Annotated in this window: 30 protein-coding genes; 16 read left to right on the top strand and 14 right to left on the bottom strand. The window is 67.7% G+C overall.

The window, feature by feature from the left end:
- The 4 genes from BN1313_RS15425 to BN1313_RS15410 form a co-directional block, all read right to left on the bottom strand.
- Nucleotides 1-806, bottom strand: an 806-nt coding sequence (locus BN1313_RS15425; RefSeq protein WP_141653175.1) for a UDP-glucose dehydrogenase family protein, incomplete at its 3' end; no start/stop codon positions are given.
- Between the two features lie 96 nt (nt 807-902).
- The gene (locus BN1313_RS15420) at nt 903-2,405 is read right to left on the bottom strand and encodes a phosphomannomutase/phosphoglucomutase (RefSeq protein WP_091743182.1); all 1,503 of its coding nucleotides are present in this window, start codon (nt 2,403-2,405) and stop codon (nt 903-905) included.
- A 15-nt stretch (nt 2,406-2,420) separates the two neighbouring features.
- Nucleotides 2,421-3,401, bottom strand: a complete 981-nt coding sequence (locus BN1313_RS15415) for a KpsF/GutQ family sugar-phosphate isomerase (RefSeq protein WP_091743181.1) — start codon at nt 3,399-3,401, stop codon at nt 2,421-2,423.
- Nucleotides 3,398-3,643: a hypothetical protein gene (locus BN1313_RS15410; RefSeq protein ID WP_091743180.1), complete on the bottom strand. Its 246-nt coding sequence runs from the start codon at nt 3,641-3,643 to the stop codon at nt 3,398-3,400. The genes BN1313_RS15415 and BN1313_RS15410 overlap by 4 nt, the downstream gene beginning before the upstream one ends.
- A gap of 86 nt (nt 3,644-3,729) precedes the next feature.
- Between BN1313_RS15410 and gpmA the strand changes: the two genes are divergently transcribed.
- Both gpmA and BN1313_RS15400 read left to right on the top strand, forming a co-directional pair.
- Nucleotides 3,730-4,434 (top strand): 2,3-diphosphoglycerate-dependent phosphoglycerate mutase, encoded by a 705-nt coding sequence (gpmA, locus tag BN1313_RS15405; RefSeq protein WP_091743179.1) that lies wholly within the window; start codon nt 3,730-3,732, stop codon nt 4,432-4,434.
- Entirely contained in the window at nt 4,431-4,868 is a 438-nt protein-coding gene (locus tag BN1313_RS15400) for a bifunctional diaminohydroxyphosphoribosylaminopyrimidine deaminase/5-amino-6-(5-phosphoribosylamino)uracil reductase RibD (RefSeq protein WP_245620254.1), read from the top strand. Before gpmA ends, BN1313_RS15400 begins: the two co-directional genes overlap by 4 nt.
- A gap of 53 nt (nt 4,869-4,921) precedes the next feature.
- Here the strand turns inward: BN1313_RS15400 and BN1313_RS15395 are convergent, their stop codons facing one another.
- Nucleotides 4,922-5,383: an Hsp20 family protein gene (locus BN1313_RS15395; RefSeq protein ID WP_091743178.1), complete on the bottom strand. Its 462-nt coding sequence runs from the start codon at nt 5,381-5,383 to the stop codon at nt 4,922-4,924.
- Nucleotides 5,384-5,560: 177 nt separating this feature from the next.
- On the opposite strand from BN1313_RS15395, the gene BN1313_RS15390 reads away from it, so the two are divergent.
- The gene (locus BN1313_RS15390; RefSeq protein WP_091743200.1) at nt 5,561-5,860 is read left to right on the top strand and encodes an SCP2 sterol-binding domain-containing protein; all 300 of its coding nucleotides are present in this window, start codon (nt 5,561-5,563) and stop codon (nt 5,858-5,860) included.
- Nucleotides 5,861-5,862: 2 nt separating this feature from the next.
- On the top strand, nt 5,863-7,173 hold the full coding sequence (locus BN1313_RS15385; protein WP_176696059.1) for an alpha/beta fold hydrolase: 1,311 nt from the start codon (nt 5,863-5,865) through the stop codon (nt 7,171-7,173).
- Nucleotides 7,174-7,229: 56 nt separating this feature from the next.
- Here BN1313_RS15385 and hisN read toward each other — a convergent pair whose 3' ends face one another.
- The gene (hisN, locus tag BN1313_RS15380; protein WP_091743177.1) at nt 7,230-8,063 is read right to left on the bottom strand and encodes a histidinol-phosphatase; all 834 of its coding nucleotides are present in this window, start codon (nt 8,061-8,063) and stop codon (nt 7,230-7,232) included.
- A gap of 56 nt (nt 8,064-8,119) precedes the next feature.
- Here hisN and BN1313_RS15375 point away from each other — a divergent pair, with 56 nt between their 5' ends.
- A complete protein-coding gene (locus BN1313_RS15375; RefSeq protein ID WP_091743176.1) occupies nt 8,120-9,037 on the top strand; it encodes a lysophospholipid acyltransferase family protein in 918 nt (305 codons plus the stop codon).
- Here BN1313_RS15375 and BN1313_RS15370 read toward each other — a convergent pair.
- A complete protein-coding gene (locus tag BN1313_RS15370) occupies nt 9,018-9,389 on the bottom strand; it encodes a YbaN family protein (RefSeq protein ID WP_245620253.1) in 372 nt (123 codons plus the stop codon). The genes BN1313_RS15375 and BN1313_RS15370 overlap by 20 nt on opposite strands.
- 79 nt (nt 9,390-9,468) lie before the next feature.
- On the opposite strand from BN1313_RS15370, the gene thrB reads away from it, so the two are divergent.
- The 4 genes from thrB (at nt 9,469) to BN1313_RS15350 (ending at nt 11,875) form a co-directional block, all read left to right on the top strand.
- The gene (gene thrB / locus BN1313_RS15365; protein ID WP_091743174.1) at nt 9,469-10,431 is read left to right on the top strand and encodes a homoserine kinase; all 963 of its coding nucleotides are present in this window, start codon (nt 9,469-9,471) and stop codon (nt 10,429-10,431) included.
- Nucleotides 10,428-10,877 (top strand): ribonuclease HI, encoded by a 450-nt coding sequence (rnhA, locus tag BN1313_RS15360; protein WP_091743173.1) that lies wholly within the window; start codon nt 10,428-10,430, stop codon nt 10,875-10,877. The genes thrB and rnhA overlap by 4 nt, the downstream gene beginning before the upstream one ends.
- A gap of 81 nt (nt 10,878-10,958) precedes the next feature.
- A complete protein-coding gene (locus BN1313_RS15355; RefSeq protein ID WP_091743172.1) occupies nt 10,959-11,402 on the top strand; it encodes a MarR family winged helix-turn-helix transcriptional regulator in 444 nt (147 codons plus the stop codon).
- Entirely contained in the window at nt 11,399-11,875 is a 477-nt protein-coding gene (locus tag BN1313_RS15350) for a GNAT family N-acetyltransferase (protein WP_091743171.1), read from the top strand. The genes BN1313_RS15355 and BN1313_RS15350 overlap by 4 nt, the downstream gene beginning before the upstream one ends.
- Nucleotides 11,876-11,944: 69 nt before the next feature.
- Here the strand turns inward: BN1313_RS15350 and BN1313_RS15345 are convergent, their stop codons facing one another.
- The gene (locus BN1313_RS15345; protein ID WP_091743170.1) at nt 11,945-13,189 is read right to left on the bottom strand and encodes an MFS transporter; all 1,245 of its coding nucleotides are present in this window, start codon (nt 13,187-13,189) and stop codon (nt 11,945-11,947) included.
- A gap of 229 nt (nt 13,190-13,418) precedes the next feature.
- Between BN1313_RS15345 and BN1313_RS15340 the strand changes: the two genes are divergently transcribed.
- The 4 genes from BN1313_RS15340 to BN1313_RS15325 are packed head-to-tail and all read left to right on the top strand — an operon-like array spanning nt 13,419 to nt 16,259.
- Nucleotides 13,419-13,934, top strand: a complete 516-nt coding sequence (locus tag BN1313_RS15340; RefSeq protein WP_091743169.1) for a GNAT family N-acetyltransferase — start codon at nt 13,419-13,421, stop codon at nt 13,932-13,934.
- Between the two features lie 48 nt (nt 13,935-13,982).
- On the top strand, nt 13,983-14,513 hold the full coding sequence (locus BN1313_RS15335) for a DUF1285 domain-containing protein (RefSeq protein ID WP_091743168.1): 531 nt from the start codon (nt 13,983-13,985) through the stop codon (nt 14,511-14,513).
- A complete protein-coding gene (locus tag BN1313_RS15330; protein ID WP_245620252.1) occupies nt 14,510-15,079 on the top strand; it encodes an NUDIX hydrolase in 570 nt (189 codons plus the stop codon). The genes BN1313_RS15335 and BN1313_RS15330 overlap by 4 nt, the downstream gene beginning before the upstream one ends.
- The gene (locus tag BN1313_RS15325; protein WP_091743166.1) at nt 15,072-16,259 is read left to right on the top strand and encodes a CCA tRNA nucleotidyltransferase; all 1,188 of its coding nucleotides are present in this window, start codon (nt 15,072-15,074) and stop codon (nt 16,257-16,259) included. Before BN1313_RS15330 ends, BN1313_RS15325 begins: the two co-directional genes overlap by 8 nt.
- On the opposite strand, the gene hemF is transcribed toward BN1313_RS15325, so the two are convergent.
- Nucleotides 16,256-17,131, bottom strand: coding sequence for an oxygen-dependent coproporphyrinogen oxidase (gene hemF, locus BN1313_RS15320; protein WP_091743165.1), 876 nt, complete (start codon nt 17,129-17,131; stop codon nt 16,256-16,258). The genes BN1313_RS15325 and hemF overlap by 4 nt on opposite strands.
- Nucleotides 17,128-17,595 carry a tRNA (cytidine(34)-2'-O)-methyltransferase gene (locus BN1313_RS15315; RefSeq protein ID WP_091743164.1) on the bottom strand — a complete coding sequence of 156 codons (468 nt, stop codon included), beginning with the start codon at nt 17,593-17,595 and terminating at the stop codon, nt 17,128-17,130. Before BN1313_RS15315 ends, hemF begins: the two co-directional genes overlap by 4 nt.
- Before the next feature lie 205 nt (nt 17,596-17,800).
- Between BN1313_RS15315 and petA the strand changes: the two genes are divergently transcribed.
- The 3 genes from petA to BN1313_RS15300 are packed head-to-tail and all read left to right on the top strand — an operon-like array spanning nt 17,801 to nt 20,532.
- Complete coding sequence (petA, locus tag BN1313_RS15310; RefSeq protein WP_245620251.1) at nt 17,801-18,355, top strand: ubiquinol-cytochrome c reductase iron-sulfur subunit; 555 nt, start codon at nt 17,801-17,803, stop codon at nt 18,353-18,355.
- A gap of 5 nt (nt 18,356-18,360) precedes the next feature.
- Nucleotides 18,361-19,680 (top strand): cytochrome b, encoded by a 1,320-nt coding sequence (locus BN1313_RS15305; RefSeq protein ID WP_091743162.1) that lies wholly within the window; start codon nt 18,361-18,363, stop codon nt 19,678-19,680.
- 6 nt (nt 19,681-19,686) lie between these two features.
- Complete coding sequence (locus BN1313_RS15300; RefSeq protein WP_091743161.1) at nt 19,687-20,532, top strand: cytochrome c1; 846 nt, start codon at nt 19,687-19,689, stop codon at nt 20,530-20,532.
- 62 nt (nt 20,533-20,594) lie between these two features.
- Here the strand turns inward: BN1313_RS15300 and BN1313_RS15295 are convergent, their stop codons facing one another.
- From BN1313_RS15295 to pth, 4 genes are read right to left on the bottom strand one after another with little or no spacing between them, the layout of a single operon-like run.
- Entirely contained in the window at nt 20,595-21,338 is a 744-nt protein-coding gene (locus BN1313_RS15295) for a hypothetical protein (protein WP_091743160.1), read from the bottom strand.
- A gap of 34 nt (nt 21,339-21,372) precedes the next feature.
- On the bottom strand, nt 21,373-22,050 hold the full coding sequence (locus BN1313_RS15290; protein WP_091743199.1) for a dienelactone hydrolase family protein: 678 nt from the start codon (nt 22,048-22,050) through the stop codon (nt 21,373-21,375).
- Between the two features lie 7 nt (nt 22,051-22,057).
- Nucleotides 22,058-23,155: a redox-regulated ATPase YchF gene (gene ychF / locus BN1313_RS15285; protein WP_091743159.1), complete on the bottom strand. Its 1,098-nt coding sequence runs from the start codon at nt 23,153-23,155 to the stop codon at nt 22,058-22,060.
- A gap of 10 nt (nt 23,156-23,165) precedes the next feature.
- Nucleotides 23,166-23,789: an aminoacyl-tRNA hydrolase gene (gene pth / locus BN1313_RS15280; protein WP_091743158.1), complete on the bottom strand. Its 624-nt coding sequence runs from the start codon at nt 23,787-23,789 to the stop codon at nt 23,166-23,168.
- Nucleotides 23,790-23,818: the final 29 nt, after the last annotated feature.

Genomic DNA, 23,818 nt, shown 5'->3' with positions numbered 1-23,818 from the left:
AGCGTATCCTTGGGGAAGCACGAGCCGCCGTAGCCGGGGCCGGCGTTCAGGAACTTGCCGCCGATGCGGCCATCCAGGCCGATGCCGCGGGCGACCTGCTGGACGTCGGCGTCGACGGCTTCGCAGAGGTCGGCCATCTCGTTGATAAAGGTGATCTTCATGGCGAGATAGGCGTTGGCCGCATACTTGATCAGCTCGGATGTGCGCCGCGCGGTGAAGACGATCGGCGTCTCGTTCAGATAGAGCGGGCGATAGAGCTCGCGCATCACGCCTTGCGCGCGCTCATCGGTGGTGCCGACGACCACGCGGTCGGGACGCTTGAAGTCCTCGATGGCGGCGCCTTCGCGCAGGAACTCGGGGTTGGAGATCACCGCCACGTCGGCGTCGGGCCGCACGCGCTTGAAGATCGCCTCGATCTCGTCGCCGGTGCCCACGGGCACGGTGGACTTGGTGACCACCACGGTGAAGCCGTCGACGTAGCCCGCCACTTCCTCGGCGGCGGCGTAGACGTAGGACAGGTCCGCATGGCCGTCGCCGCGACGCGAGGGCGTGCCGACGGCGATGAACACCGCATCGGCCTCACGCACGGCTTGCTCAGCCTCGGTGGTGAAGAACAGCCGGCCTTCCTTGACGTTGGTCGCCACCAAAAGGTCCAGGCCCGGCTCATAGATCGGGATGCCGCCCTCCTTCAGGCGCGCGATCTTGCTCTCGTCCTTGTCGATGCAGGTCACCACGTGACCAAAATCAGCGAAGCAAGCCCCGCTCACCAGACCAACGTAGCCCGTGCCAATCATCGCAACGCGCATAGATATTCCCCTCGATCGGTCAGAATTCGCCGGCTTTCATCACGCGGCGCCGTGGGCGCCAAGGCCGAACCTTGGTCGTCTACCCGTGTGATATGACTAAATTTCCTGGTTGTAGGCGCCGATCTCCGGATAGCGCGCAAGTCTTGGGCGAACTTCCTCGCGGAAGAGGGCGCGCATGTCGTCCTCGCTCCGCAGGCTCTCGACCACGACCACCAGTTCAGGCTTGTTCGAGGACGGCCGCACCAGCACCCAGGAGCCGTCCTCCAGGGCGACGCGGACGCCGTTCACCGTGATCACCTCGACGATTCGCCGTCCCAGGAGGCTGCCGCCGGCCTGGGCGAGCGCCTGGTATTCGGCGACGATTCGCTCGGCCACGCCGTACTTCAGCTCGTCGGCGCAGCGCGGGCTCATGGTGAGCGAGGTGAAGGCCACGGGCAGGGCGCGCTTCAGGTCCGAGAGCTTGCGCGATGGATTGCGGTCCAGCATCGACAGGATCGCGGCGGCGGCCACCAGCCCATCGTCATAGCCGCGGCCGATCGGCGGGTTGAAGAAGAAATGGCCGGATTTCTCGAAGCCGGCCAGCGCGCCGAGCTCGGCGGTCTTGCGCTTGATGTAGGAGTGGCCGGTCTTCCAGTAGACGGTGTTCGCCCCGTGGTCCTTCAGCACCCGGTCGGTGGCGAAGAGGCCGGTGGACTTCACATCGACCACAAAGGTCGCATTGGGGTGCAGGCGTGCGAGGTCGCGGGCAAGCATCAGGCCGATCTTGTCGGCGAAGATCTCCTCGCCCTCGTCGTCGACCACGCCGCAGCGGTCGCCGTCGCCGTCAAAACCAAGCGCCAGGTCCGCGCCGTGTTCGCGCACGGCCTCAGCCATGGCGTGCAGCATCACGGTGTCTTCGGGGTTCGGATTGTAGCGCGGGAAGCTCCAGTCGAGCTCGCAGTCCATCTCATAGACCACCTCGACGCCCATCCGACGCAGGGCCTCGGGCGCAAAGGCCGCCGCCGTGCCATTGCCGCAGGCGCAGACCACCTTGAGAGGACGGGTCAGGCGGACGTGATCGGAAGCCTCGGCGATGTAGCGTTCGCGCACGCCGCCGACGTGGGCCACCGTGCCGCCGGGTCGCGGCGTCCAGGCCCCGTCGAGGACGATGGCCTTGAGACGGGCCATCTCCTCGGGGCCGAAGGTCAGCGGGCGAGCGGCGCCCATCTTCACGCCGGTCCAGCCGTTCTCGTTGTGGCTGGCCGTGACCATGGCGACAGCCGGCGCATCCAGATCGAACTGCGCGAAATAGGCCATCGGCGAAGTGGCGAGACCGATGTCGATCACCTCGCACCCGGCGGATACGAGGCCGAGCGTCAGGGCCTGTTTGATCGAGAGCGAATAGCTGCGGAAGTCATGGCCGACGACGATGCGCCTGAGCCCCAACTGATGGATGTAGGTTCCGAGCCCGAGGCCCAGGGCCTGGACGCCCAGCAAGTTGATTTCGGGCCCGAAGATCCAGCGCGCGTCATATTCGCGAAAGCCGGTCGCCTTCACCAGAGGCCAGATCTCGTAGTCGAAGCTGTTGGGCGAAAGGTCGTCGCGCGGCTTGCCGAGCATTCAGGGCCCTTATGGCTACATCACGCCGGCGCGGAGCAGGTCGTGGACATGGAGGATGCCGACGGGCCGGCCGGCCTCGACGACGAACAGCACTGTGACCGCCGGCGCCGGATCGCTCATCAGGGCCAGGGCCTCGGAGGCCAGCAGCGTCGGCGGCACGGTCTTCTTGGGGCCAGGCGTCATGACCTCTGCGGCGGTGTGGGTCATGAGGCCGTCGATGTGGCGGCGCAGGTCGCCGTCTGTGATGGCGCCGACCAGGCGGCCCTCGCCGTCGACGACGCCCAGGACGCCCCAGCGGCGTTCGGTCATGACAAGCAACGCCCTGTCCATGGGCGTATCCAGGCCGACCAACGGAGTCTCCTCGCCGCCGTGCATGAGGTCGCCGACGCTGCGCAGCATGGCGCCCAGCTTGCCGCCGGGGTGGAGGACGCGGAAATCCTCGGGCGCAAAGCCACGGCGTTCCAAGAGGGCCACGGCGAGGGCGTCGCCGAGCGCGATCTGCAGCGTGGTGGACGTGGTGGGCGCGGAGACCGCGTCGGTCGCCTCGGCGGCGGCGGCCAGCTGGAGGACCACGTCGGCGGCGCGCCCAAGCGTGCTGTCTGGCTCAGCGGTGAGGGCGATCAGAGGAATGCGGAATCGGGTGGCGTAGGCGATCACGTCCGCCAGCTCGGCGACGGCGCCCGATTTGGAAAGGGCGATGATGACGTCGTCAGCGCCGATCATGCCCAGGTCGCCGTGGCTGGCCTCGGCGGCATGGACGAAGACGGCTGGCGCGCCGGTGGACGCGAAGGTGGCGGCGATCTTGCGGCCGACGTGGCCGGACTTGCCGACGCCGGTGACAACGATGCGGCCTTTGGCGACGGCCAGAGTCTCGACGGCGCGGGCGAAGCTCTCACCCAGTTGGTCGGCCTGGGCCTGGAGCGCGGCGGCCTCAGCGGCCAGTACGCGTCGACCGATGGCGATGGGGCCGATGGCGCTGGGATCAGGGTCGCTCATTGGACGGGCGCCACGGTCTGGGCCTGCATTTCCCGCAAGGTCGCGCGCGTCTGGGCGTCTCGACGCTGGGCGGCCTCGGCCTCGCGCTGCATGGCGGCGCGCACGGCCGGCGTGCGCTGCTCGGGCTCATGGCCGAAGGGCGCGGGCGAGCGGTCGCCCAGGCCCTGCGGCCAAACCAGCGACAGACCGATGGCGGCCAGCGCCGCCAGGGCCAGCAGCGGCATGTAGAAGCGATCGAGCATCGCGCGAAGCTATAGCGGCTGTTCGCCCTTGCGGCCAACCGCCTGCGTCTGGCAGGACCGTTCGCCAGAAAACCGGAGAGCCCGCCTTGCCGACCCTGATCCTGCTCCGCCACGGCCAGAGCCAGTGGAACCTCGAAGACCGCTTCACCGGATGGGTGGACGTCGACCTCACCGCCGAGGGCGAGGCCCAGGCCAGGAAGGGCGGCGAACTGATCAAGGCCGAGGGCATCGCGATCGACCGCGTCTATACGTCGGTGCTGACGCGAGCCATTCGCACGTCGTGGCTGGCGCTGGCCGCGGCGGGGCAGGCCTTCGTGCCCGAGATCAAGGACTGGCGCCTGAACGAGCGCCACTACGGCGGGCTGACCGGCCTCAACAAGACCGAGACCGCCGCCAAGCACGGCGAGGAGCAGGTCCGCATCTGGCGTCGGTCTTACGACACGCCGCCGCCGGAACTGGCCCCGGGCGGCGAGTATGATTTCCAGGGGGACCGTCGCTACGCGGGCGCCGACCTGCCCCTGACCGAGAGCCTGGAGACCACGCTGGCCCGGGTGCAGCCCTATTGGGAGACCGAGATCGCGCCCGTGCTGAAGTCCGGCGAGACCGTGCTGGTGGCCGCCCACGGCAATTCCCTGCGCGCGATCGTCAAGCTGCTCTGGGGCCTGGGCAGCGATGAAATCATGGGCATTGAGGTCCCGACCGGCAACCCGCTGGTCATCGAGCTCGACGCCGATCTTAAGCCGATCTCGGCCAAATATCTCGACGCGAGCCGCGCCAACAAGTTGCCGTGACAGCGGACGAGGTCTTCATGCGCCGGGCGATCGTCCTGGCTCAGTCCGGCCTCGGCCTGACCGGAGACAATCCGTCCGTGGGCTGCGTCATCGTCCACGACGGTCGCGTCGTCGGCGAAGGCGCGACGGGCGAGGGCGGCCGGCCGCACGCCGAGGAACGCGCTCTGGCGCAGGCTGGCGACCAGGCCGCGGGCGCTACGGCCTATGTCACCCTCGAGCCTTGCGGCGAACGCTCCAGCGGCGCGGCCTCCTGCGGTCAGCGCCTGGCGAGGGCAAGTGTGGCGCGGGTGGTCATAGCCTGTGAAGACGCCTCCATCCTGGCCGCCGGCCAGGGCTCACAGCAGTTGCGAGCGGCCGGCGCCGCCGTCGAGATGGGGCTGCTGCGTGAAGCGGCGCAGGCGCTGTACGCGGGCTATCGGCCGCGAGCCGAATAGAAAAGGGCGGCGCCCGAAGACGCCGCCCTCCAGTCTTTGCGGCTGTCGCCCGCTTACGCGGCTTGAGCCGCCGCGCCCTCGATCAGCGGGGCGGTGGGTTGTGTGCTGATCTCGACCCGGCGGGGCTTCAGCGCCTCGGGGAGTTCGCGCTTCAGGGCGATGGAGAGCAGGCCATCGGCGAGGTTGGCGCTTTCCACCACCACATAGTCGGCCAGCTGGAACTTGCGTTCGAAGTTCCGTTCGGCCAGGCCGCGGTGGAGGTAGCGACGGGCGTCGTCGTTGGCGGGCTTCTGGCCCTGGACGGTCAGGAGGTTCTCCTTGACCTCGATGTTCAGGTCTTCAGGACGAAAGCCGGCGACCGCGATGTCGATGCGGTAGGCGTTCTCGTCTGTGCGCTCGATGTTGTAGGGCGGGTAGCCGGTGGCGGCGTCAGCGGCTGCGGTCTCGAGCAGCGAGGCCAGCCGGTCAAAGCCCACGACGGAGCGATAGAGGGGGGAAAAGTCGATCGTACGCATGTGCGTTCACATCCTTCTTCAGGCAGCAAGGTTGCGTTCAGGGTGTCCCGCCCGGCCCGGATTCAGCGCCGCACGGTCCAGAAGACCTGGAAATCCAGCGTCTTCCCGCCCTAGATGGGCGCCGGTTCACCAGCTTCAAGGTTTGATTTCGCCCCTGTTCACGGCAAGACTGTCGCCATGGCGACCCTTGAAGACGTGACCGGCTGGCTGAACGGGAAGAGCGCGGCTCTTGCCGACTTGGATCAGTCAATCCTCATCGACCTGAAGGGTGAAGGCTTCATCCACGTGACTCGCGACGGCGCCACGAATGAGCAGAAGGCCGCCGACCTGACCATCCGCACGACCCTGGCCGACCTGGTGGCCCTGGGCGAACGCCGGCTTGATCCGGCCAAGGCGATGTTCACCGGTAGGTTGAAGCTGTCCAACATGGGGTTGGCGATGAAGATGCAACCCATATTGAAGGCGATGTTCAGCTAGCGATGGCTGATCCCGCGCCGCTCTTCGCGATCCCGGCCGCGCCCGTGCCCAGCGCCGCCCAGGCCGAATGGGTGGTGGGCCATGGCGGGGTGCGGCTGCGGACAGCGCTGTTCCAGCCGGACGCGGCGCCGCGCGGCGCGATCATCTTCAGCCCCGGGCGCACCGAACCCATCGAGAAGTACTTCGAGACCATCGCGGAAATGACGGCGCGTGGGTTTGTCGTCCTGGTCCACGACTGGCGCGGGCAGGGACTCTCAGACCGGCTGCTTGCCGACCCGATGCGCGGTCACGCGGTCGGCGGGTTTGCACCCTTCCTGGCGGATTTCGACGCCGTCATCGCCGCCTTCGCCGAAAGGTTGCCCAGGCCCTGGATCGCGATCGGCCATTCGATGGGCGGATGCCTGACCCTGCTGGCGGCGGCCAGGGGCGCGGCCTTCGACGAGATCGTGCTGTCGGCGCCAATGCTGGGCATTGAGCTGGGAAACACGCCGGCGCCTGCGGCCCATCTGGCGGCCAAGGCCATGATCCTAATCGGCCGCGGCGGGGACTATGTGCAACCGCACGTCGACATCGATCCCTTCTACCAGCGCTTCGCCGGCAACCGGCTGACCCATGACGCCGGCCGGTACGCGCGCACCGCCGCCTTGCTGGCGACCGCGCCGCAATTGGCTCTGGGCGCGCCGACCTGGGGCTGGCTCGACTTTGGCCTCTCGGCGACGGCGGCTCTGGCCAAGCCAGCCACATTGGCAGGAATCAAGACGCCGGTTACGATTCTCACTGCGGAACTTGAGTCGATTGTCGACAACGCGGCCAGCGTCGCCGCCGCACGGGCCCTGCCGCAAGCGCGGTTGGTCGAAGTCCCCGGCGCGTTCCACGAAATCCTCATGGAGACCGACGACATGCGTAGTTTCTTCCAGAAGGTCCTGGACGCCCTGACCGGCAAGGTCGCCGAACCTGCAGTGAAGCCGGCCGCTGAACCTCTGCCCTCGTCGTCGCCAGAGCCCGAGCCAGTGATCGTGCAGCCGGCGCCAGACCTGGAATCCGCCGCCGCGCCGATCATCGCTGACGTCGATCTGGCCCCTGAGCCGGCCAAGGCGCCCGCGCCCCCGAAGGCCGCGCCGAAGAAAGCCGCGGCAGCCAAGAAGCCCGCGACCGTCAAGGCGCCGGCGGTGAAGAAGCCCGCGCCGACCAAGGCTGCAGCTGCGAAGCCCGCGGCGAAGGCCAAGGCGCTGGCGAAGGCCGCTGCGAAGCCGGCCGCCGCCAAGGCGAAGGCTCCGGCCAAGCCGAAGGCGACGGCGAAACCCAAGGCCTAGTTTAAGGATCGTCATCGCCGGGCGTGTCCCGGTCATGACATCGTTGTCTCGGCGGTTTAGGCGTCCTTCGCAGATCGCTTCAGCGCCACGAGCGCGTCGTCGAGGCAGGCGCGGTCGCCGGCGATGACCACTTGGCCGCCGTTCGGTCCGACCGGGGCGCCGCGCCAGTCGGTGACGACCCCGCCGGCGCCTTCGATGACCGGGATGGCGGCGTCGATGTCCCAGGCCTTGAGGCCGGCTTCGATCACCATGTCCATCGTTCCGGCCGCCACCATGGCGTAGGCGTAGGCGTCGCAGCCCAGGCGCGCGAGGCGCGCCGCGGCGCGGACCTGGCTCCAGGCGGCGGCTTCCGCCCCATCGAAACAGGTTTCCGGATCGGTGGTGGCGATGATGGCGTCGGAAAGCCTCGGGCAGACGCGAGCCTGGATCGGCCTCTCCTCGCCCAGCCAGACCAGCCGGGAACCGTCCGCGGAGCCGATATAGATCTCGTCCAGGAAGGGTTGGCCGATGGACCCCAAGACGGGCCTGCCATGGCGGCGCAGGCCGATGAGCGTGGTCCAGAGGGGCAAGCCGGCGATGAAGGCCCGCGTTCCATCCACGGGATCCAGCACCCAGACGAACTCGGCGTCGGGCCGGTCTTCGCCGTATTCCTCGCCGATGACGCCATGGTGAGGATAGCGGGTCTCGATCAACTTGCGGATGGCCCGCTCTGCGCCCTTGTCCGCTTCCGTGACAGGATCAAAGCCCTTGGCGCCGCCCTTGTCGATCAGGCCGTGGTCGGCGCGGAACAGCGGCAGGATGGCCTCCGCCGCCGCGGCGTTCAGCTCCAGCAGGAAGGGATCGAGTTCGGAAAGCTCCAGAAGGTCGAGGCTGGGATCATTGTCAGGCATGCCTCCGTGATAGCGCGAGGTTTGCGCTGACGCCACGGCTCGCCCTATCAGGGGACATGGCGTCGTTCGCACGGGACATCGGCTGGAGGCTGGAGGCGTTAGCCTATGACGTCGCCGCGGGTCTTGCGCGCCTGGCGCCGATCGATGCGGCCTCAGATTTCGGCGCCTGGCTCTTCCGCTGGCTGGGCCCGCTGACCAGCGCCGACCACGTCATGCGGGTCAACATGGCCATCGCCTTTCCCGAGGCTTCGCCCACTGCGATCGACTCTTTGGTGAAGGAAAGCTGGGGTCACCTGGGGCGCTGGTTCGCAGAGTTTCCAATCCTGGACCGCATCATCGCTGATCCATCCCGCGTGGAGGTGGTGAACGCCGAGGCTCTGGTGCGAATCGCCGGCGGCGGCGGGCCGGCGGTGTTCATCTCCGGACACTTCTCATCCTTCGAGATCATGCCCGCGGTGATCATCCATGCCGGCGTCGACTGCCAGATCACCTATCGCGCCACGAACAATCCGCACGTCGACGCCCGGATTCGCGCCAGCCGCTTCCGCTACGGGGTGCGGCTGTTCGCGCCGAAGGGCGGCGATGGGGCGCGGTCGCTGCTGCGAGCGCTGGCGCGCGGCGAGTCGGTCGCGCTGATGAACGATCAGAAATTCAATGGCGGGATCGCCTCGCCGCTGTTCGGCCTGCCGGCCCACACCGCACCTGGGCCGTCGAGCTTTGCGCTGCGGTTCGCGGCGCCGATCGTGCCCATGTCGGTCCAGCGGATCGAAAAGGCGCGCTTCCGGGTGATTGTTCACGACCCGATCGTCCTGGTCGACACCGGTGACCGGCCGGCGGACATCGAGGCGGGCGTCGCACGGGTGAACGCCTTCATCGAAGACCGCATCCGCGCCCGGCCGGCGGAGTGGTTCTGGGTCCACAAGCGGTGGCCCAGCGAAATCTATCGCCGAAATCCTACTGCGAAGGCCGGCTGAGGACGTAAGCTGCTACGCAGAGCAGGATGGCGCCGACGCCGGCGTTGACCCAAAGGCCTCGCCCAGCGGCGACCAGCAAGGCGAAGCTTACGCTCATGCCGATCACCGAGGCGGCCTTGGCGCTGCGGGGGATGGCGCGCTTTTCCTCCCAGCGCCTGATGTAGGGACCAAAGCGGCGATGGTCGCGCAATCGCTCGGCCAGTTCGGGAGAGGAGCGCGCGAAAGCCCAAACGGCCACGATCAGGAAGGGCGTCGTCGGCAGCACCGGCAGGAACACGCCGGCGAAGGCCAGGGCCACCATCACACCGCCCAAGGCGCGATAGAGCGCGGTGCGGATGCCTAGCCGTTGCAAATAAGTCTCCTTCGAAACACGACGATAGGGGCCATGGGCGTGCTTGACCACTGTCGCTGGGCGCCGCAATGGGCGGCCCATGGCGGTCTATACCGATATCAACGAGGACGAACTCGCGGGTCTGCTCGCGACCTATGACCTCGGTCAGGCGGTCGCCTTCAAGGGCATCGCCGAGGGCGTGTCGAACTCGAACTTCCTGCTGGAGACCGATCTCGGGCGCTACATCCTGACGGTCTTCGAGTGGCGCACGAATCCGAACGACCTGCCGTTCTTCCTGGATCTGATGACGTGGTTGGCTGATCACGGCTACGCTTGCGCGGCCCCCATGGCCGATCGGGAAGGGCGAACGTTGCAGATGGTGCGCGACAAGCCCTGCGCCATCGTAGCCTTCCTCAAGGGTCTCTCCGTGCGCCGACCCAGCATCGCCCAGTGCCGGGAGGCAGGGCGAGGGCTCGCTGCGATGCATGTCGCGGCCCAGGGCTTCCCCGAACAGCGTCCCAACGACCTGGGCCAGGCAGCCTGGGCGGGGATGTTCGCGCCGTTGGGCGAAGCCGCTGATCGTCTGAAGCCCGGCCTGGCGGAGACGATCCGCGGCGATCTCGAACGGCTCGCCGCAGCCTGGCCGGAAGGATTGCCGCAGGGCGTGATCCACGCCGATTTCTTCCCGGATAACGTCTTCTTCGCCGGCGATGCTTTCGCCGGCGCCATCGACTTCTATTTCGCCTGCACGGACGCTCTGGCCTATGACGTGGCGGTGGCGCTGAACGCCTGGTGTTTCGAAGCCGACGGATCCTTCAACATTACGGCGGCGCGCGCGCTCGTAGCCGGCTATGAGCAGGTGCGGCCACTGTCGGCGGCTGAGCGCGCGGCCCTGCCGGCGCTCGCCCATGGCGCGGCGATGAGGTTCTTCCTGACGCGTCTGGCCGACTGGGGTTCGACACCCGAAGGCGCGCTGGTGCGCCCCAAGGATCCGCTGGAATACGAGCGCAAATTGGCGGTGCACCGCAGCGCTCCCGACCTCGTGCTGTTCGGTCGGTCATGACTCCGAAGGTTGTGATCTACACGGACGGCGCCTGCTCAGGAAATCCCGGTCCCGGGGGTTGGGGCGCGGTCCTTTTCTGGGGCGATACCCGCAAGGAAATTCGCGGCGGGGAGCGGGCTACGACAAACAATCGCATGGAACTGATGGCGGCGATCCAGGCGCTGGACGCCCTGACCAAGCCGTGCGCGGTCGAACTTCATACTGACAGCCAATACGTCCAGAAGGGGATCGGCGAGTGGATCCACGGCTGGAAGGCGCGGGGATGGCGCACCGCCGACAAGAAGCCGGTGAAGAATGACGACCTTTGGAAGCGCCTCGACGCCGCGCGCCTGCGTCACCAAGTGGATTGGCGTTGGATCAAGGGTCACGCCGGTCACGAGCATAATGAACGGGCCGATGAATTGGCGCGGCTGGGTTTGGCGGAGGCCCTGTCAACGAAGCCTTAGGCGCGGAAGGTCTAGGTGATGAGCCTTAAGTAACGATATCGAACGATCTAAACTGCTGACGAATCACGGGCGGGGTTTTCGATGGCCACTGTGGCTGAACATCCGGATGTGCAGGTTTTCGACGAGATCAATCAAATCGAGCATCTGCTGCGCACGACCGTCACCCTGTGTCTGACCGCGGACCTGACCTATCCGCAATTCGAAGTGTTGAACCATCTGACGCGCCGCGGCGACGCTGCGACACCCGCTGACCTGGCCGATTCGCTGCAGGCGAGCCGTAGCGGCTTCACCCACACGCTCAAAGCCATGGAGACCACCGGTTTGATCAGCGTCGCCGGCGATCCGGCTGACCGCCGCCGCAAGCGTGTTTCGCTGACGCCCAAGGGCCGCAAGGCCTACGCTGGCACCATGGACGCTCTGCGTCCACGCATCGAGCACCTGCGCGGCGGCATCACCCTCGAGGAGTTCCGTGGCGCCTTGCCGTTTCTGCAGGCGCTCCGGACCTGGATGTCGGAGAACCGGTGACCCTCTGCGTCCGACCTGCGGCGCGAGACGATGTCGCCGCGATTCTCAGCTTCATCCGCGACCTGGCTGACTACGAGCAACTCTTGGATCAAGCGGTCGTCACCGAGGCGGACCTGGCGCGCGACCTGTTCGGGCCCAACCCGCGGGCCTTCTGCGACATCGCGGAGGATCATGGCGCGCCGGTCGGCTTCGCGCTTTGGTTTTACAGCTATTCGACTTTCGTCGGCCGACACGGGATTTATCTCGAGGACCTCTTCGTCGCGCCGCAGGCCCGCGGGGAGGGCGCGGGTGTGGCCCTGATCGCCGGCCTGGCGCGCCGCTGCGTCGCTGAAGGCCTGGGACGGCTGGAGTGGGCGGTGCTGGACTGGAACGCGTCGGCCATCGGCTTCTACGACCGGTTGGGCGCTGCGGCGATGGATGGGTGGACCGTGCGGAGGCTGACTGGCGAGGCGCTGGCGAGGCTGGCCGGCTAGTCGGTCCGGGGTGCGCGATGCCGAAGCGCATGACGTCCTCGCGGACGCCGAGGCGCTGGATCCGCCAGGTCATATGAGCCGGTCGGCCTTGCGCAGGTCGGGGAAGAGCTTGGCCCAGACGCCAGTGATCGCGATGGCGCCGACACCGCCGAAGAGGGCTGCGCCCACGGGCCCAAGCAAGCGCGCGATGAGACCGCTCTCCACCTCGCCGAGTTCGTTGGAGGCGCCGATGAACAGGCTGGAGACGGCGCTGACCCGTCCGCGCATGGGGTCGGGCGTCACCAGCTGAACCAGGGTCTGGCGCACATAGACCGAGATCATGTCCGCGGCGCCCAGGAGCGCCAGAGCGGCCATCGATAGCCAAAGGCTGCGCGACAGGCCGAAGATAATCGTGGCCAAGCCGAAGGTCGCGACGCCGCCCAGCATGACCAGGCCGGCGTTCCCGCGAACCGGCCGGACGGCGAGGATCAGGGCGACGAGGGTGGCGCCCATCGCCGGGCTGGAGCGCAGCAGGCCGAAGCCGTCGGCGCCGACGTGCAGGACGTCGCGGGCGAAGGCGGGCAGTAGGGCGGTGGCGCCCCCGAGCAGGACCGCGCAAAGGTCCAGCGTGATAGCGCCGAAGACGATCTTGGCGCGCCAGACGTAGACCAGCCCCTCCTTGATCAGGGTCCATCGCGACCCCGGTTGCGCGATCGGCGTCGTGTTCCCCCGCACCATTGAGATCGAGACGGCGGACACGAAATAGAGCGCCAGTGCGGCGGCATAGGCCAGCAACGGCGACTGGGTGAGCAGGATGCCGGCCGCCGCAGGTCCGGCGATGTTGGCGGTCTGGGCGGAGAGCGAACTCCAGGCCAGCGCGCGCGGAAGCAGCGCGCGCGGCACCAGCATCGGGCCTAGCGCCTGGGTGGCCGGGTTGAAGAAGGCGCGGCTGGCGCCGAACAGGGCGGCGCAAATCAACAACACGGGGATCGAGACGAAATTGTTGGCGGTAGCGATGATCAGCAGGGAGACGCTGGTCGCCTGACCGGCCAGGCAGGCCAGGACGATCCGCTTGCGATTGTGCCGATCAACCATTTCGCCGGCCGGAAGGGCCAGGAAGAACAGAGGCACGAAGGTCGCCAGGCCGATCATGCCGACCATCATGGCGGCGACCTGCACCGATTGGGTCTCCCGCGCCACGGCGTACATTTGCCACCCGAGCGTGACGCTCTGGATCTGCAGGGTGAACGAGCCCGCCCAGCGCGTGCCAAGGAAGAACAGGTAGTCTCGCTGCCGTAGCAAGGCGCGGGCTGAAATATCGTCGGTCTCGGGCATGGGTGAACCTAACTAGGCGGTTGAGCCAGCGGTCCGCAACGGCCGAAGCGCTGATGTAGCGTTGACGAGGCGGTGAGGCGGCCGTATTTGCGCCGCTCCAATGGCGGGCGAAGGGCTCCACCATGCGACTGCGACGAAGCCTGCGCGATTGAGCGCAACCGATAGTTCCGCACCTGCGCCCACCACGGGCGCGGGAACGCCTTCCGTCCTCGCAAGTTTGCAGTCGCCCATGATCGTCCAATCTTCTCCGCCCGCTGCGGCGCTCGTTTTCCAATCCGAGCGGCTGCAGGACGCAGCCGAAATCGAGGCCCTCTACGAAAGGGTCTTCGGCCCTGGCCGCTTCACCAAGGTGTCCGAGCGTGTCCGCGAGATCGCCGCCGCTGCGCCCGAGCTGTCGTTCTGCGCCTTCGCGGGCGACCGCTTGATGGGCGTCGTGCGCCTGTGGCGGGTGCGCGTCGGCGACAAGCCGATCGTCTTTCTGGGGCCCCTGGCCGTGGAGAGCGCTGAGCGGCGCGCCGGCATAGGGCAAGTTCTGGTCGAGCGCGCCTGTGACGCCGCGGCGGAGGCCGGGGAGCAGGTCGTCGTGCTGGTGGGCGATGAAGCCTACTTCCAGCGCATCGGCTTTTCTTCGGCGCACACTGGCGACATTCGGCTGCCCGGGCCGGTGGACCAGCGCCGCGTGCTGGCGCGCGCGTTGACGCCCGGCGGCGACCGCGACCTCGCCGGAGTCGTCCGGGCCGCCTGAAACGCACCGTTGCTTGAGGTGGGGCGGCGCGCCGCCTACCTTCGAGGGATGGACGAGTCTGCTTCCGCATCCGGCCTGGCGCGCTTGACCGATGCGGTGCGCGCCTTGCCGCCGGTGCAGGACTGGAACCCGTCCGTTTGCGGCGACATCAATATCGTCATTCGCCGCGACGGCGCCTGGTGGCATGACGGCGCGCCGATCCGCCGCGACGCGCTGGTGCGGCTGTTTTCCACAATCCTGCGGCTGGAAGCGGATGGCTACTGGCTGGTGACGCCGGTCGAGAAGCTGAAGATCACGGTGGAAGACGCGCCTTTTGTCGCCGTGGCGGTAGAGGCAAGCGACGCGGGCCTGCGGTTCACGACCAACGTCGGCGACGTCGTGACGGCGGACGCCGACCATCCGATCCGGCTGCGCGCCGGCGAGGCTGGGCTGAAGCCCTATGTCGAGGTGCGCCATGGCCTGGAAGCCCTGATCGCACGACCCGTCTATTACGAATTGGCGGCGTTGGCCGAGGCGCGCGAGGGGGTCTCGGGCGTCATGTCAGGGGAGCAGTTCTTTCCATTGGACGCCGAGGCGTGACACACCCCGATTTCAGCCGGCTGCTCAGCGAGCGCCTGGACCCGCTGGATCGCCAGGCCGCTGATGCGTCGGGCCACGCCTTTCCAGCCGCGGTCCTGATCGGCCTCGTCCAGCGCGAGGGGGGCTACAGCGTGCTGCTGACCCGGCGGTCGGACGCCATGCGGCGCCACGCGGGCCAGGTCGCCTTGCCTGGTGGTCGCTGCGATCCCGGCGAGACGGTCGCTGAGACGGCGATTCGGGAGGCTTGGGAGGAGATCGGTCTCGAGCCCAGCTTCGTCACGCCGCTCGGACAGTCGAACGCCGCCACCGCGACCAGCGGCATCCACATCACGCCGGTTGTGGGCCTGATCGCGCCGGGCTTCACGCTGGCGGCCAATCCGGCGGAGGTGGCGGTGATTTTCGAGGCGCCCTTCGCCTTCCTGATGAACCCCGAGACCTTCAAGGAGCAGGAAGTCGACTTCGGCCAGGGGCTGCGGCGGTTCCATGCGGCGACGCACGAGGATCAGTTGATCTGGGGTGCGACCGCCCGGATCTTCATCAGTCTGCGCGAGCGGCTCTATGATTGACCCGGCGCCGAACCTCGCGGGCGCAGCCTGGCTGGACGACGCCGCCACCGTCGCCGTCATGGACGCGTTGGAGGCGGCTGGCGGCCCGGACTGCGCGCGCTTCGTTGGCGGCTGCGTGCGCAACGCCATCATCGCCCAGCCGATCAGCGACATTGATATCGCCACGATCCTCAATCCCGACCAGACGATCGCTGCGCTGAGGCGCGCCGGCGTCCGCGCGGTGCCGACGGGCGTTGAGCACGGTACGGTTACGGCGGTCTGGCAGGGGCGGCCTGTCGAGGTGACCACCCTGCGGCGCGACGTGGAGACCGATGGACGGCGCGCAGTGGTCGCCTTCACCCAAGACTGGGCCGAGGACGCGCGACGTCGCGACTTCACCCTGAACAGCCTCTACGCCCTGCGCGATGGTACGATCTTCGACCCGACGGGGCGCGGCGTGGCCGATGCGCGCGCCGGGCGGATCGTGTTTGTCGGCGATCCTGCGCAAAGGCTTGCGGAGGACTATCTGCGCGCGCTGCGCTTCTTTCGGTTTTACGCCTGGTACGGGCAGGGGGAGGCCGATCGCGCGGCGCTGCAGGCCTGCGCGGCCGTCGCTGACCGCGTCGCCAGCCTGGCGGCCGAGCGGATCTGGGCGGAATTCAAGAAGCTGCTGGCGGCGGAAAATCCGCAAGCCGCCGTGCGGCTGATGGCGGAGGCGGGCGTCCTGGCGGCGGTGATCGGCGACGGCGCAAGCCTCGCGCATTTCGCGGCACTGGCGAGCCAGGACCCCCTGCTGCGGTTCGCCGCCCTGATCCCGGCGGGGCAGACGGCGGCGCTGGCCCAACGCCTGAGATTGTCACGCGCTGAGCGTGATCGGCTCGTCGCTGCGGCCGCAGGGCCGCCGTTTCAGGTCGGCGAAGATCCACGCGCGGCGATCTATCGGCTAGGGACGGAAGTTTTCAAGGATCGCGCCCTGCTGGCGCAGGCGGCGGGGCGGACGGACATGGGCGCCGCCGCAGCCCTGGCGGCGACGTGGACACCGCCGCGCTTCCCCTTGGGCGGGGAGGACGCCCTGGCCGCCGGCGTTCCCCGCGGACCCGCCGTGGGCGCGGCCCTTCGCGCTGTGGAGGAGGACTGGATCGCCGGCGGGTTCAGTGAAGATCGCGCCGGTTTGCTCGCCCGCCTGCGGTCGGCGGTCTAGGGCCAAGCCGTGAGCGGCGGCATCGACGACAGGATAGACTCGATATTGCCGCCGGTCTTGAGGCCGAACATCGTGCCGCGGTCGTAGAGCAGGTTGAATTCGACGTAGCGGCCGCGGCGCACCAGTTGCTCCTGGCGGTCGGCCTCGGTCCAGGGCTCATCCATGCGATGGCGGGCGATCTTCGGATAGACGTTGAGGAAGGCCTCGCCGACGTCGCGGGTGAAGGCGAAGTCGCGCTCCCAGTCGCCGCTGTCGTGATGGTCGTAGAAGATGCCGCCCACGCCACGGGGCTCCTTGCGGTGTGGGAGGTAGAAGTACTTGTCGCAACGGTCCTTGAAGTCCGGATACCAGGCCGGGTCATAGGTGTCGCAGGCGGCCTGGAAGGTCGCGTGGAACAGGCGGGCGTCGTCGGCCTCCTGGCTGCGCTGTTCATCGAGGGTCGGCGTCAGGTCCGCGCCGCCGCCGAACCAGCCCTTGGTGGTGGCGATGTAGCGGGTGTTCATGTGCACGGCCGGCACGCGGGGATTGGTCATGTGGGCGATCAGGCTGATCCCCGTCGCCGTGAAGCGCCGGTCCTCGCCGATGTGCGGCATGGTCCTGGCCATCTCCTCGCTGAAGGTCCCGTGGACCAGCGAGATGTGCACGCCGCACTTTTCGAAGAAGCGGCCCCGCAGGAAGCCCATGACGCCGCCGCCGCCGGCCTCGCGGATCCAGGGCTTCAGCTCGAAGCGGCCTGGTTCGCCGGGATAGAGGTCGGCGGGCGCCTCTTCCTCGAGCCGTTCGAACTCGGCGACGATGCGGTCGCGCAGGGAATCGAACCAGGCGCGGGCGCGCTCCGTTTCAGGGCTGACGAGGGTGTCGGCGGTGCTCATGTGGAGGCCTTAGGAAATAGCCCGGTCTGGCGCAACGCTTCCGCGAGGCCGATCGCGGCGGCGACCGTGACATTGAATGAGCGCGCGCCGGCCGCCAGAGGGATGAAAATCCGCTCGTCCGCAGCGTCATGGACGTCGTCCGGCACGCCCGCGCTCTCACGTCCGACCATCAGCAGGTCGCTGGGACGGAAAACAAAGTCATGGATCGGCAACGCGGCACGTGTGCTGAAGAGCAGAAGGCGGCCAGCTTTGCGCTGGGGACTGGCCTGGAAGCTGGTCCATCCGGAATGCCGTGTGAATTCAATCTGATCGGCGTAATCCATGGCCGCGCGCCGCACGCCGGGTGCAGAAAGCGGGAAGCCGCAGGGCTCGATGATGTCCACCGGGGTGCGCAGACAAGCGCCAAGACGCAGCGCCGCACCGACGTTTTGCGGAATGTCAGGTTGAAAAAGGACCAAACGCATTCTAAGCGATCCGCCACGGGTCAGGCCCGGGGGAACGAGAGACGACTCACAGTCACGGTTTGCGAAGATCGCGCCCGCTTCGGTGAATAGTCCGACCCCCAAGCCTGTTTCGGAGGATGGCCCTTTACCAGACTGTCTGGTGGGGTCCAAAGGCAGGATGCTTTCGCTCCCCGCGGAGGCGTCTCAACCAAAGGGTAGCTTTAAGGTGGCCGACACCGTCGTGGGCGCTAATCCCGATCCGCACGTTCCGGGCGACGACCCGAACCGTCGCGACTTCATCCATATCGCGGCCGGTGCGGCCGCCGTGGGCGCTGTCGCGAGCCTCGCGTGGCCGTTCGTCGACCAGATGAACCCAGCCGCCGACACGCGCGCTCTGGCCTCGATCGAGTTCGATCTGGGCAAGGTCGTCGAAGGCCAGCAGGTCGTCGTGAAATGGCGCGGCAAGCCGCTGTTCGTGCGCAACCGCACCCCCGCTGAGATCGCCGCGGCGATCAAGGACGACGGCGCTTCGCTGCGGGATCCGCAGCCGGACGAGGCCCGTCACAAGCCGGGCAAGGCCAACTGGCTGATCCTGGTCGGCACCTGCACCCACCTGGGCTGCGTGCCGACCTTCGGCGGCGGCGAGTACGGCGGCTGGTTCTGCCCCTGCCACGCCTCGGTCTACGACACCTCCGGCCGTATCCGTAAGGGCCCCGCGCCCAAGAACCTGGCGGTTCCGGACTACGAGTTCCTTTCCGACACCAAGGTCAAGATCGGCTGACACTGATGAGCGGACATTCCACATACGAGCCGAAGACCGGTTTCGAGCGCTGGCTCGACACGCGGCTTCCCATCATTCGCCTGGGCTGGGACTCGGTCGTCGATTTCCCCACGCCCAAGAACCTCAACTACTGGTGGACCTTCGGCGGCATCCTGGCCCTGTGCCTGGGCATGCAGATCGTCACCGGCATCATCCTGGCGATGCACTATGTGCCTCACGTCGACTACGCGTTCGCGTCGGTCGAGCACATCATGCGCGACGTCAACTACGGCTGGCTGATCCGCTACACCCACGCCAACGGGGCCTCGATGTTCTTCATCGCGGTCTACATCCACATGTTCCGCGGCCTCTACTACGGCTCCTACAAGGCGCCACGCGAAGTGCTGTGGATCCTGGGCTGCGTGATCTACCTGCTGATGATGGCCACCGCCTTCATGGGCTACGTTCTGCCCTGGGGTCAGATGAGCTTCCACGGCGCGGTCGTGATCACCAACCTCCTGGGCGCGCTGCCGGTCGTCGGCGACGCGATCACCACCCTGCTGTGGGGCGGCTTCGCGGTCGATAACCCGACGCTGAACCGCTTCTTCTCGCTGCACTATCTGCTGCCGTTCATGATCGCCGGCGTGGTGATCCTGCACATCTGGGCGCTGCACGTGCCCGGCAACGGCAACCCGACGGGCGTGAACGTGAAGTCGAAGGCCGACACCGTGCCCTTCCATCCGTACTATACGGTGAAGGACGGCTTCGCGATCGCGCTGTTCCTGATCATGTTCGCGGCCTTCGTGTTCTACAATCCGAACGCGCTCGGCCATGCCGACAACTACATCCCCGCTGACCCGCTGGTGACGCCGGCGCACATCGTCCCGGAATGGTACTTCCTGCCGTTCTACGCGATCCTGCGCGCGGTGCCGGACAAGCTGGGCGGCGTGATCGCCATGTTCGGCGCGATCATCATGCTGTTCATCCTGCCCTGGCTCGACACCTCGCGGGTGCGCTCGATGCGTTACCGTCCGACGGCGCGCCTGTACTTCTTCATCTTCGTGCTGGCGTGCTGCGTGCTCGGCTACTGCGGCGGCAAGCTGCCGGATGATCCGGTGCTGGGCCACTTCAAGACGCTGACCCTGTTGGACGCGGACCTGAACAGCTTCGTCTGGCTCTCGCGCATCGCGACCCTCTACTACTTCGCCTACTTCCTCGTGATCACGCCGCTGCTGGGCCTGACCGAGACCCCGTTGCCCGTGCCGGAATCGATCTCCGAGCCGGTCCTGTCGCATCCCGCCTCGACGCCGGCTGGCGCCGTGGCGTCGCCTGAAAAGAAGGGTTGAGCCTCAATGCTGCGCAAAGGTTTTGCCCTCGCGGCCTTGGGGCTCGCGCTGATCAGCGGCTCGGCCGTGGCGGCGACGCACCCTGAGGAGCCGGCGAAGATCGACTTCTCGTTCGCGGGTCCGTTTGGCAAGTACGATGCGGCCCAGCTGCAACGCGGCTACAAGGTCTATCGCGAGGTCTGCGCGGCCTGCCACGCGATGCACCTGCTGTCGTTCCGCAACCTGGGCGACAAGGGCGGTCCATTCTACGATCCGCGCTATCCGAACTCGAACGACAACCCTGTGGTGAAGGCGCTGGCCGCCGATATCCAGGTCAACGACATCGACTCGGAAACCGGCGACGTGATCCAGCGTCCGGCCAGCTCGGCCGACCGCTTCCCATCTCCGTTCCCGAACGAAGCTGCGGCCCGCGCCTCGAACGGCGGCGCCCTGCCGCCGGACCTGTCGGTGATCGCCAAGGCCCGCGAAGGCGGCCCGGCCTATATCGCCTCGATCGTGAGCGGCTATCCGAACCCGCCGGCGGCCCTCGAGGTCCCGGCCGGCAAGTACTACAATCCCTACATGGCCGGCGACCTCGCCGCGTTCTGGAAGGGCGACCACCATAACGTGCCGAAAGGCGGCTTCATCGCCATGCCGCCGCCCCTGGCCGACGGCAAGGTGACCTTCGACGATGGCACGCCATCGACGGTGAAGAACCAGGCCACCGACGTCGCCGCCTTCCTGATGTGGGCCGCCGAGCCCAAGATGGAGGATCGCAAGCAGTTCGGCTTCGGCGCGATGATCTACCTGATCATCTTCGCCGGCCTGCTCTACGCGAGCTACCGGCGGATCTGGCGCAACGTCGCGCACTAGGGCGCAGCGCTCTTGAAACTGGAAAGGCCCCGGCTCGCGCCGGGGCCTTTTGCGTTTGGAGTTCAGCGCTCGGCCGGCGTGAGATGCAGGAGTCGGGCGGGGAAATCCAGGCGGAGGCGATAGCGGGCGAGTACGGGTGAGCCGAGATCGCCCAGGGCGGCCTTAGGCGGCCCTATGACGGCGTCCAGGTTCTCGAACAAGTCACCAGCCAAGGACAGGGCGCGTAGGCGGCCCTGGCCGCTGGCCGGGGCGCGCACGGTTGCAGGACTCAGGCTGATGGCCCTCCCCAGCCCTGTGGCGAGGGTGAAGCCGCCCGAACGCACGGTCGGCCCATCCGCCACCGAGGCGGAGATTGCGGGGGCGCCGTCGATCCAATCCAGGCTCAGCGATATCGTCGGGCGAAACCTCGGCGCTTGGCCCGGCCGCCACAAGGCGAGCCAGCACGGGCTGAAGCGAACGTCGAAAATGAAGCCCGCGAGGAGGTCGGCGCCGATCACCCCGGCGATGGGGGTGGCGAAGTCGCGGCTGCGCCCGTCCAGATCGACGATGTCGAGGGTTTGGCCGGCAAGCGCCTGGCCGGCGATGAGGACGTCGCCCAACGCCGCGGCGCCGTCGAACCCTGCATCCTGAGCCTGGGTCTCAGCCAGGATCGAGTGGGCCTGGCCGGTGTCGATGATGTAGTCGCCCGCAATGCCGGCGACCGCGGCGGGCGCGACCAGCGCGCCGTGCTCCAGCCGGCAGCGCACCGCGCCGGCGTGCGCCGGCATGGCGATCAGTGCTGCGAGGAAGGCGAAGGCGGGCCGCACGGTCGCGAGCTTAGCAGCGGGGCGGGGCCTTGTGTCAGACCTCGCTGCGACCGCCGCCGTTGCGGGAGAAGAGCGCCAGCGTCCGCAGCTTCGACAGGCGTGCGCTGTCGGCGTGGAAGCCGCTGGGCGCCACGAAGGCGTGGCCGGCGGGGTAGGGGTAGACCGGCAACTCCGGATGGGCGGCGCGGATCGCCTCGATGTCCTCAGGCGGCATAAGCTCGTCGGTCTTGCCGACGTGCAGGATGGTCGGGACCTGCGGGGTCTCGTCCAGATAGTCGATGACCTGGCCCCCATAAAAGCTGGAGACGGCCGACAGGCCCGAGCATCGCGCCGCCGCCAGCCAGGCGGTCGTGCCGCCAAAGCAGAAGCCCATCAGGAAGACTGGCGGCTTCAGGGCGTCAATGGCCGCCTGGACCGCATCGAGGACGCCTGAGCCCCATCCGGCGGCCTCGGCGAGGGATGTCTGACGGGCCATCAGGGCCGGGTCGGTATCGGCTTCGGCGAAGCCGCGTTGTTGGCGGTCGAAGAGGCTCGGAACAAGCGTCTCATAGCCGTCCTCGGCGTATTCCTCGGCCAGCGCGCGCAGGTGGGGCGTCACGCCCCAGATCGCATGGCAGATGACGAGGCCGCCACGCCGGGCGTCGCTGGGCCTTGTATGCCAGGCGTCGAAGGCGAAGCCGTCCGGGGCGGTCAGCAGGACGGTCTCGCCCATCATCAGGTCAGACGTTGAAGCGGAAGTTCAGCACGTCGCCGTCGTGGACGACGTACTCCTTGCCTTCCTGGCGGAACTTGCCGGCTTCGCGCGCGCCGGCCTCGCCCTTGAGGCGCACGTAATCCTCGTAGGCGATCGTCTCTGCGCGGATGAAGCCCTTCTCGAAGTCGGTGTGGATGACGCCGGCGGCCTGTGGAGCAGTGTCGCCCTTGCGGATCGTCCAGGCGCGCGTTTCCTTGGGGCCCACCGTGAAATAGGTCTGCAGGCCCAGCAGGTGGTAGGCCTCGCGGATCAGCTTGTTCAAGCCGGGCTCGCTGAGGCCCAGGGTCTCCAGGAACTCGGCCTGTTCGGCGCGGTCGAGGAGGGCGATCTCGCTTTCGATCTGCGCAGAGATGACGACCGAATCGGCCCCGTCACGCGTCGCGCGTTCGGCGACCAAGCGCGACAGCTCATTGCCCTCCGCCGCCGAGGCTTCCTCGACGTTCGACACATAGAGCGCGGGCTTGGTGGTCAAGAGCTGCAGCATCCGCCAGGCTTTTTCGTCCTCGGCGGCGACCTTGGCGTTCCGGGCGGGGCGGCCGGCGTTCAACTCGGTCAGGGCGGCCTGGACCAGGCGCAGCGTCTGGGCGCTCTCCTTGTCGCCGGCCTTCGCGCGCTTCTCCAGATTGACCACGCGCTTCTCGAGGCTTTCCAGGTCGGCCAGCATCAGCTCGGTCTCGATGGTCTCCAGGTCGGCGATGGGATCGACGCGCCCTTCGACGTGGGTGATGTCGTCGTCGATGAAGCAGCGGGTGACGAAGGCCACGGCGTCGCAGTCGCGGATATTGGCCAGGAACTGGTTGCCGAGGCCTTCTCCCTTGGACGCGCCGCGCACCAGGCCGGCGACATCGACGAAGTTGATGCGCGCCGGGATGATCTCCTTGGACGAGGCGATGGCGGCCAGCGCCTCCAGGCGCGGCTCCGGCACAGCCACGTCGCCGACATTGGGCTCGATGGTGCAGAACGGATAGTTGGCCGACTGCGCCGCCGCCGTCTGGGTCAGCGCATTGAACAGGGTGGACTTGCCGACGTTGGGCAGGCCGACGATGGCGACTTTCAGAGCCATAACGGGGTCCTTAATTCTCGCCGCGAGCTAGCTTCTTGGGATCGACCTTGGCGGCGGGGGCGAGCCGCATCACCTCGGTCTGGTATTTCTCATCTTCGCCGAGGGCGAGGAAGGGCGCCGCATCGGCGCAGGCGCGAAGCATCTCCTCAACCACCGGGCGCTCGACCTTGTGAAAGTCGGCCAGGACGTAGCCGTAGACCAAATCCTTGTCGCCCGGATGACCGACGCCCAGCCGTGCGCGGCGGAAACTGGCGCCGACAGCGGCGGTGATCGAGCGGACACCGTTGTTGCCGGCCGCCCCGCCGCCCGCCTTCATGCGGAAGCGTCCAAGCGCCAGGTCGATCTCGTCGTGGAACAGGACCAGGTCGGCGGCGGCGTCGAGCTTGAAGAACTTCACCGCTTCGCCCACGGCGCGGCCGGTCTCGTTGTAGAAGGTCTGCGGCTTGAGGATGAGGGCGCGCTGCGGACCCTTTGGGGTTTCGATCTCGCCCTCGCGGGCCAGACTGCCGAATCGAGCGCGTTCGCTGGAGAAATTCCAGCGACGTGCGATCTCATCGACGGCCATGAAGCCGACGTTGTGCCGGTTTGCCTCGTACTTCTGGCCGGGATTGCCCTGGCCGACGATGAGCAGCATGCGATCCCCGCGAACAGAGACCGCGGCGA

The sequence above is a fragment of the Phenylobacterium immobile (ATCC 35973) genome, assembly GCF_001375595.1.
Lineage (GTDB): Bacteria > Pseudomonadota > Alphaproteobacteria > Caulobacterales > Caulobacteraceae > Phenylobacterium > Phenylobacterium immobile.
This window is presented reverse-complemented; position numbering and strand designations above follow the sequence as displayed.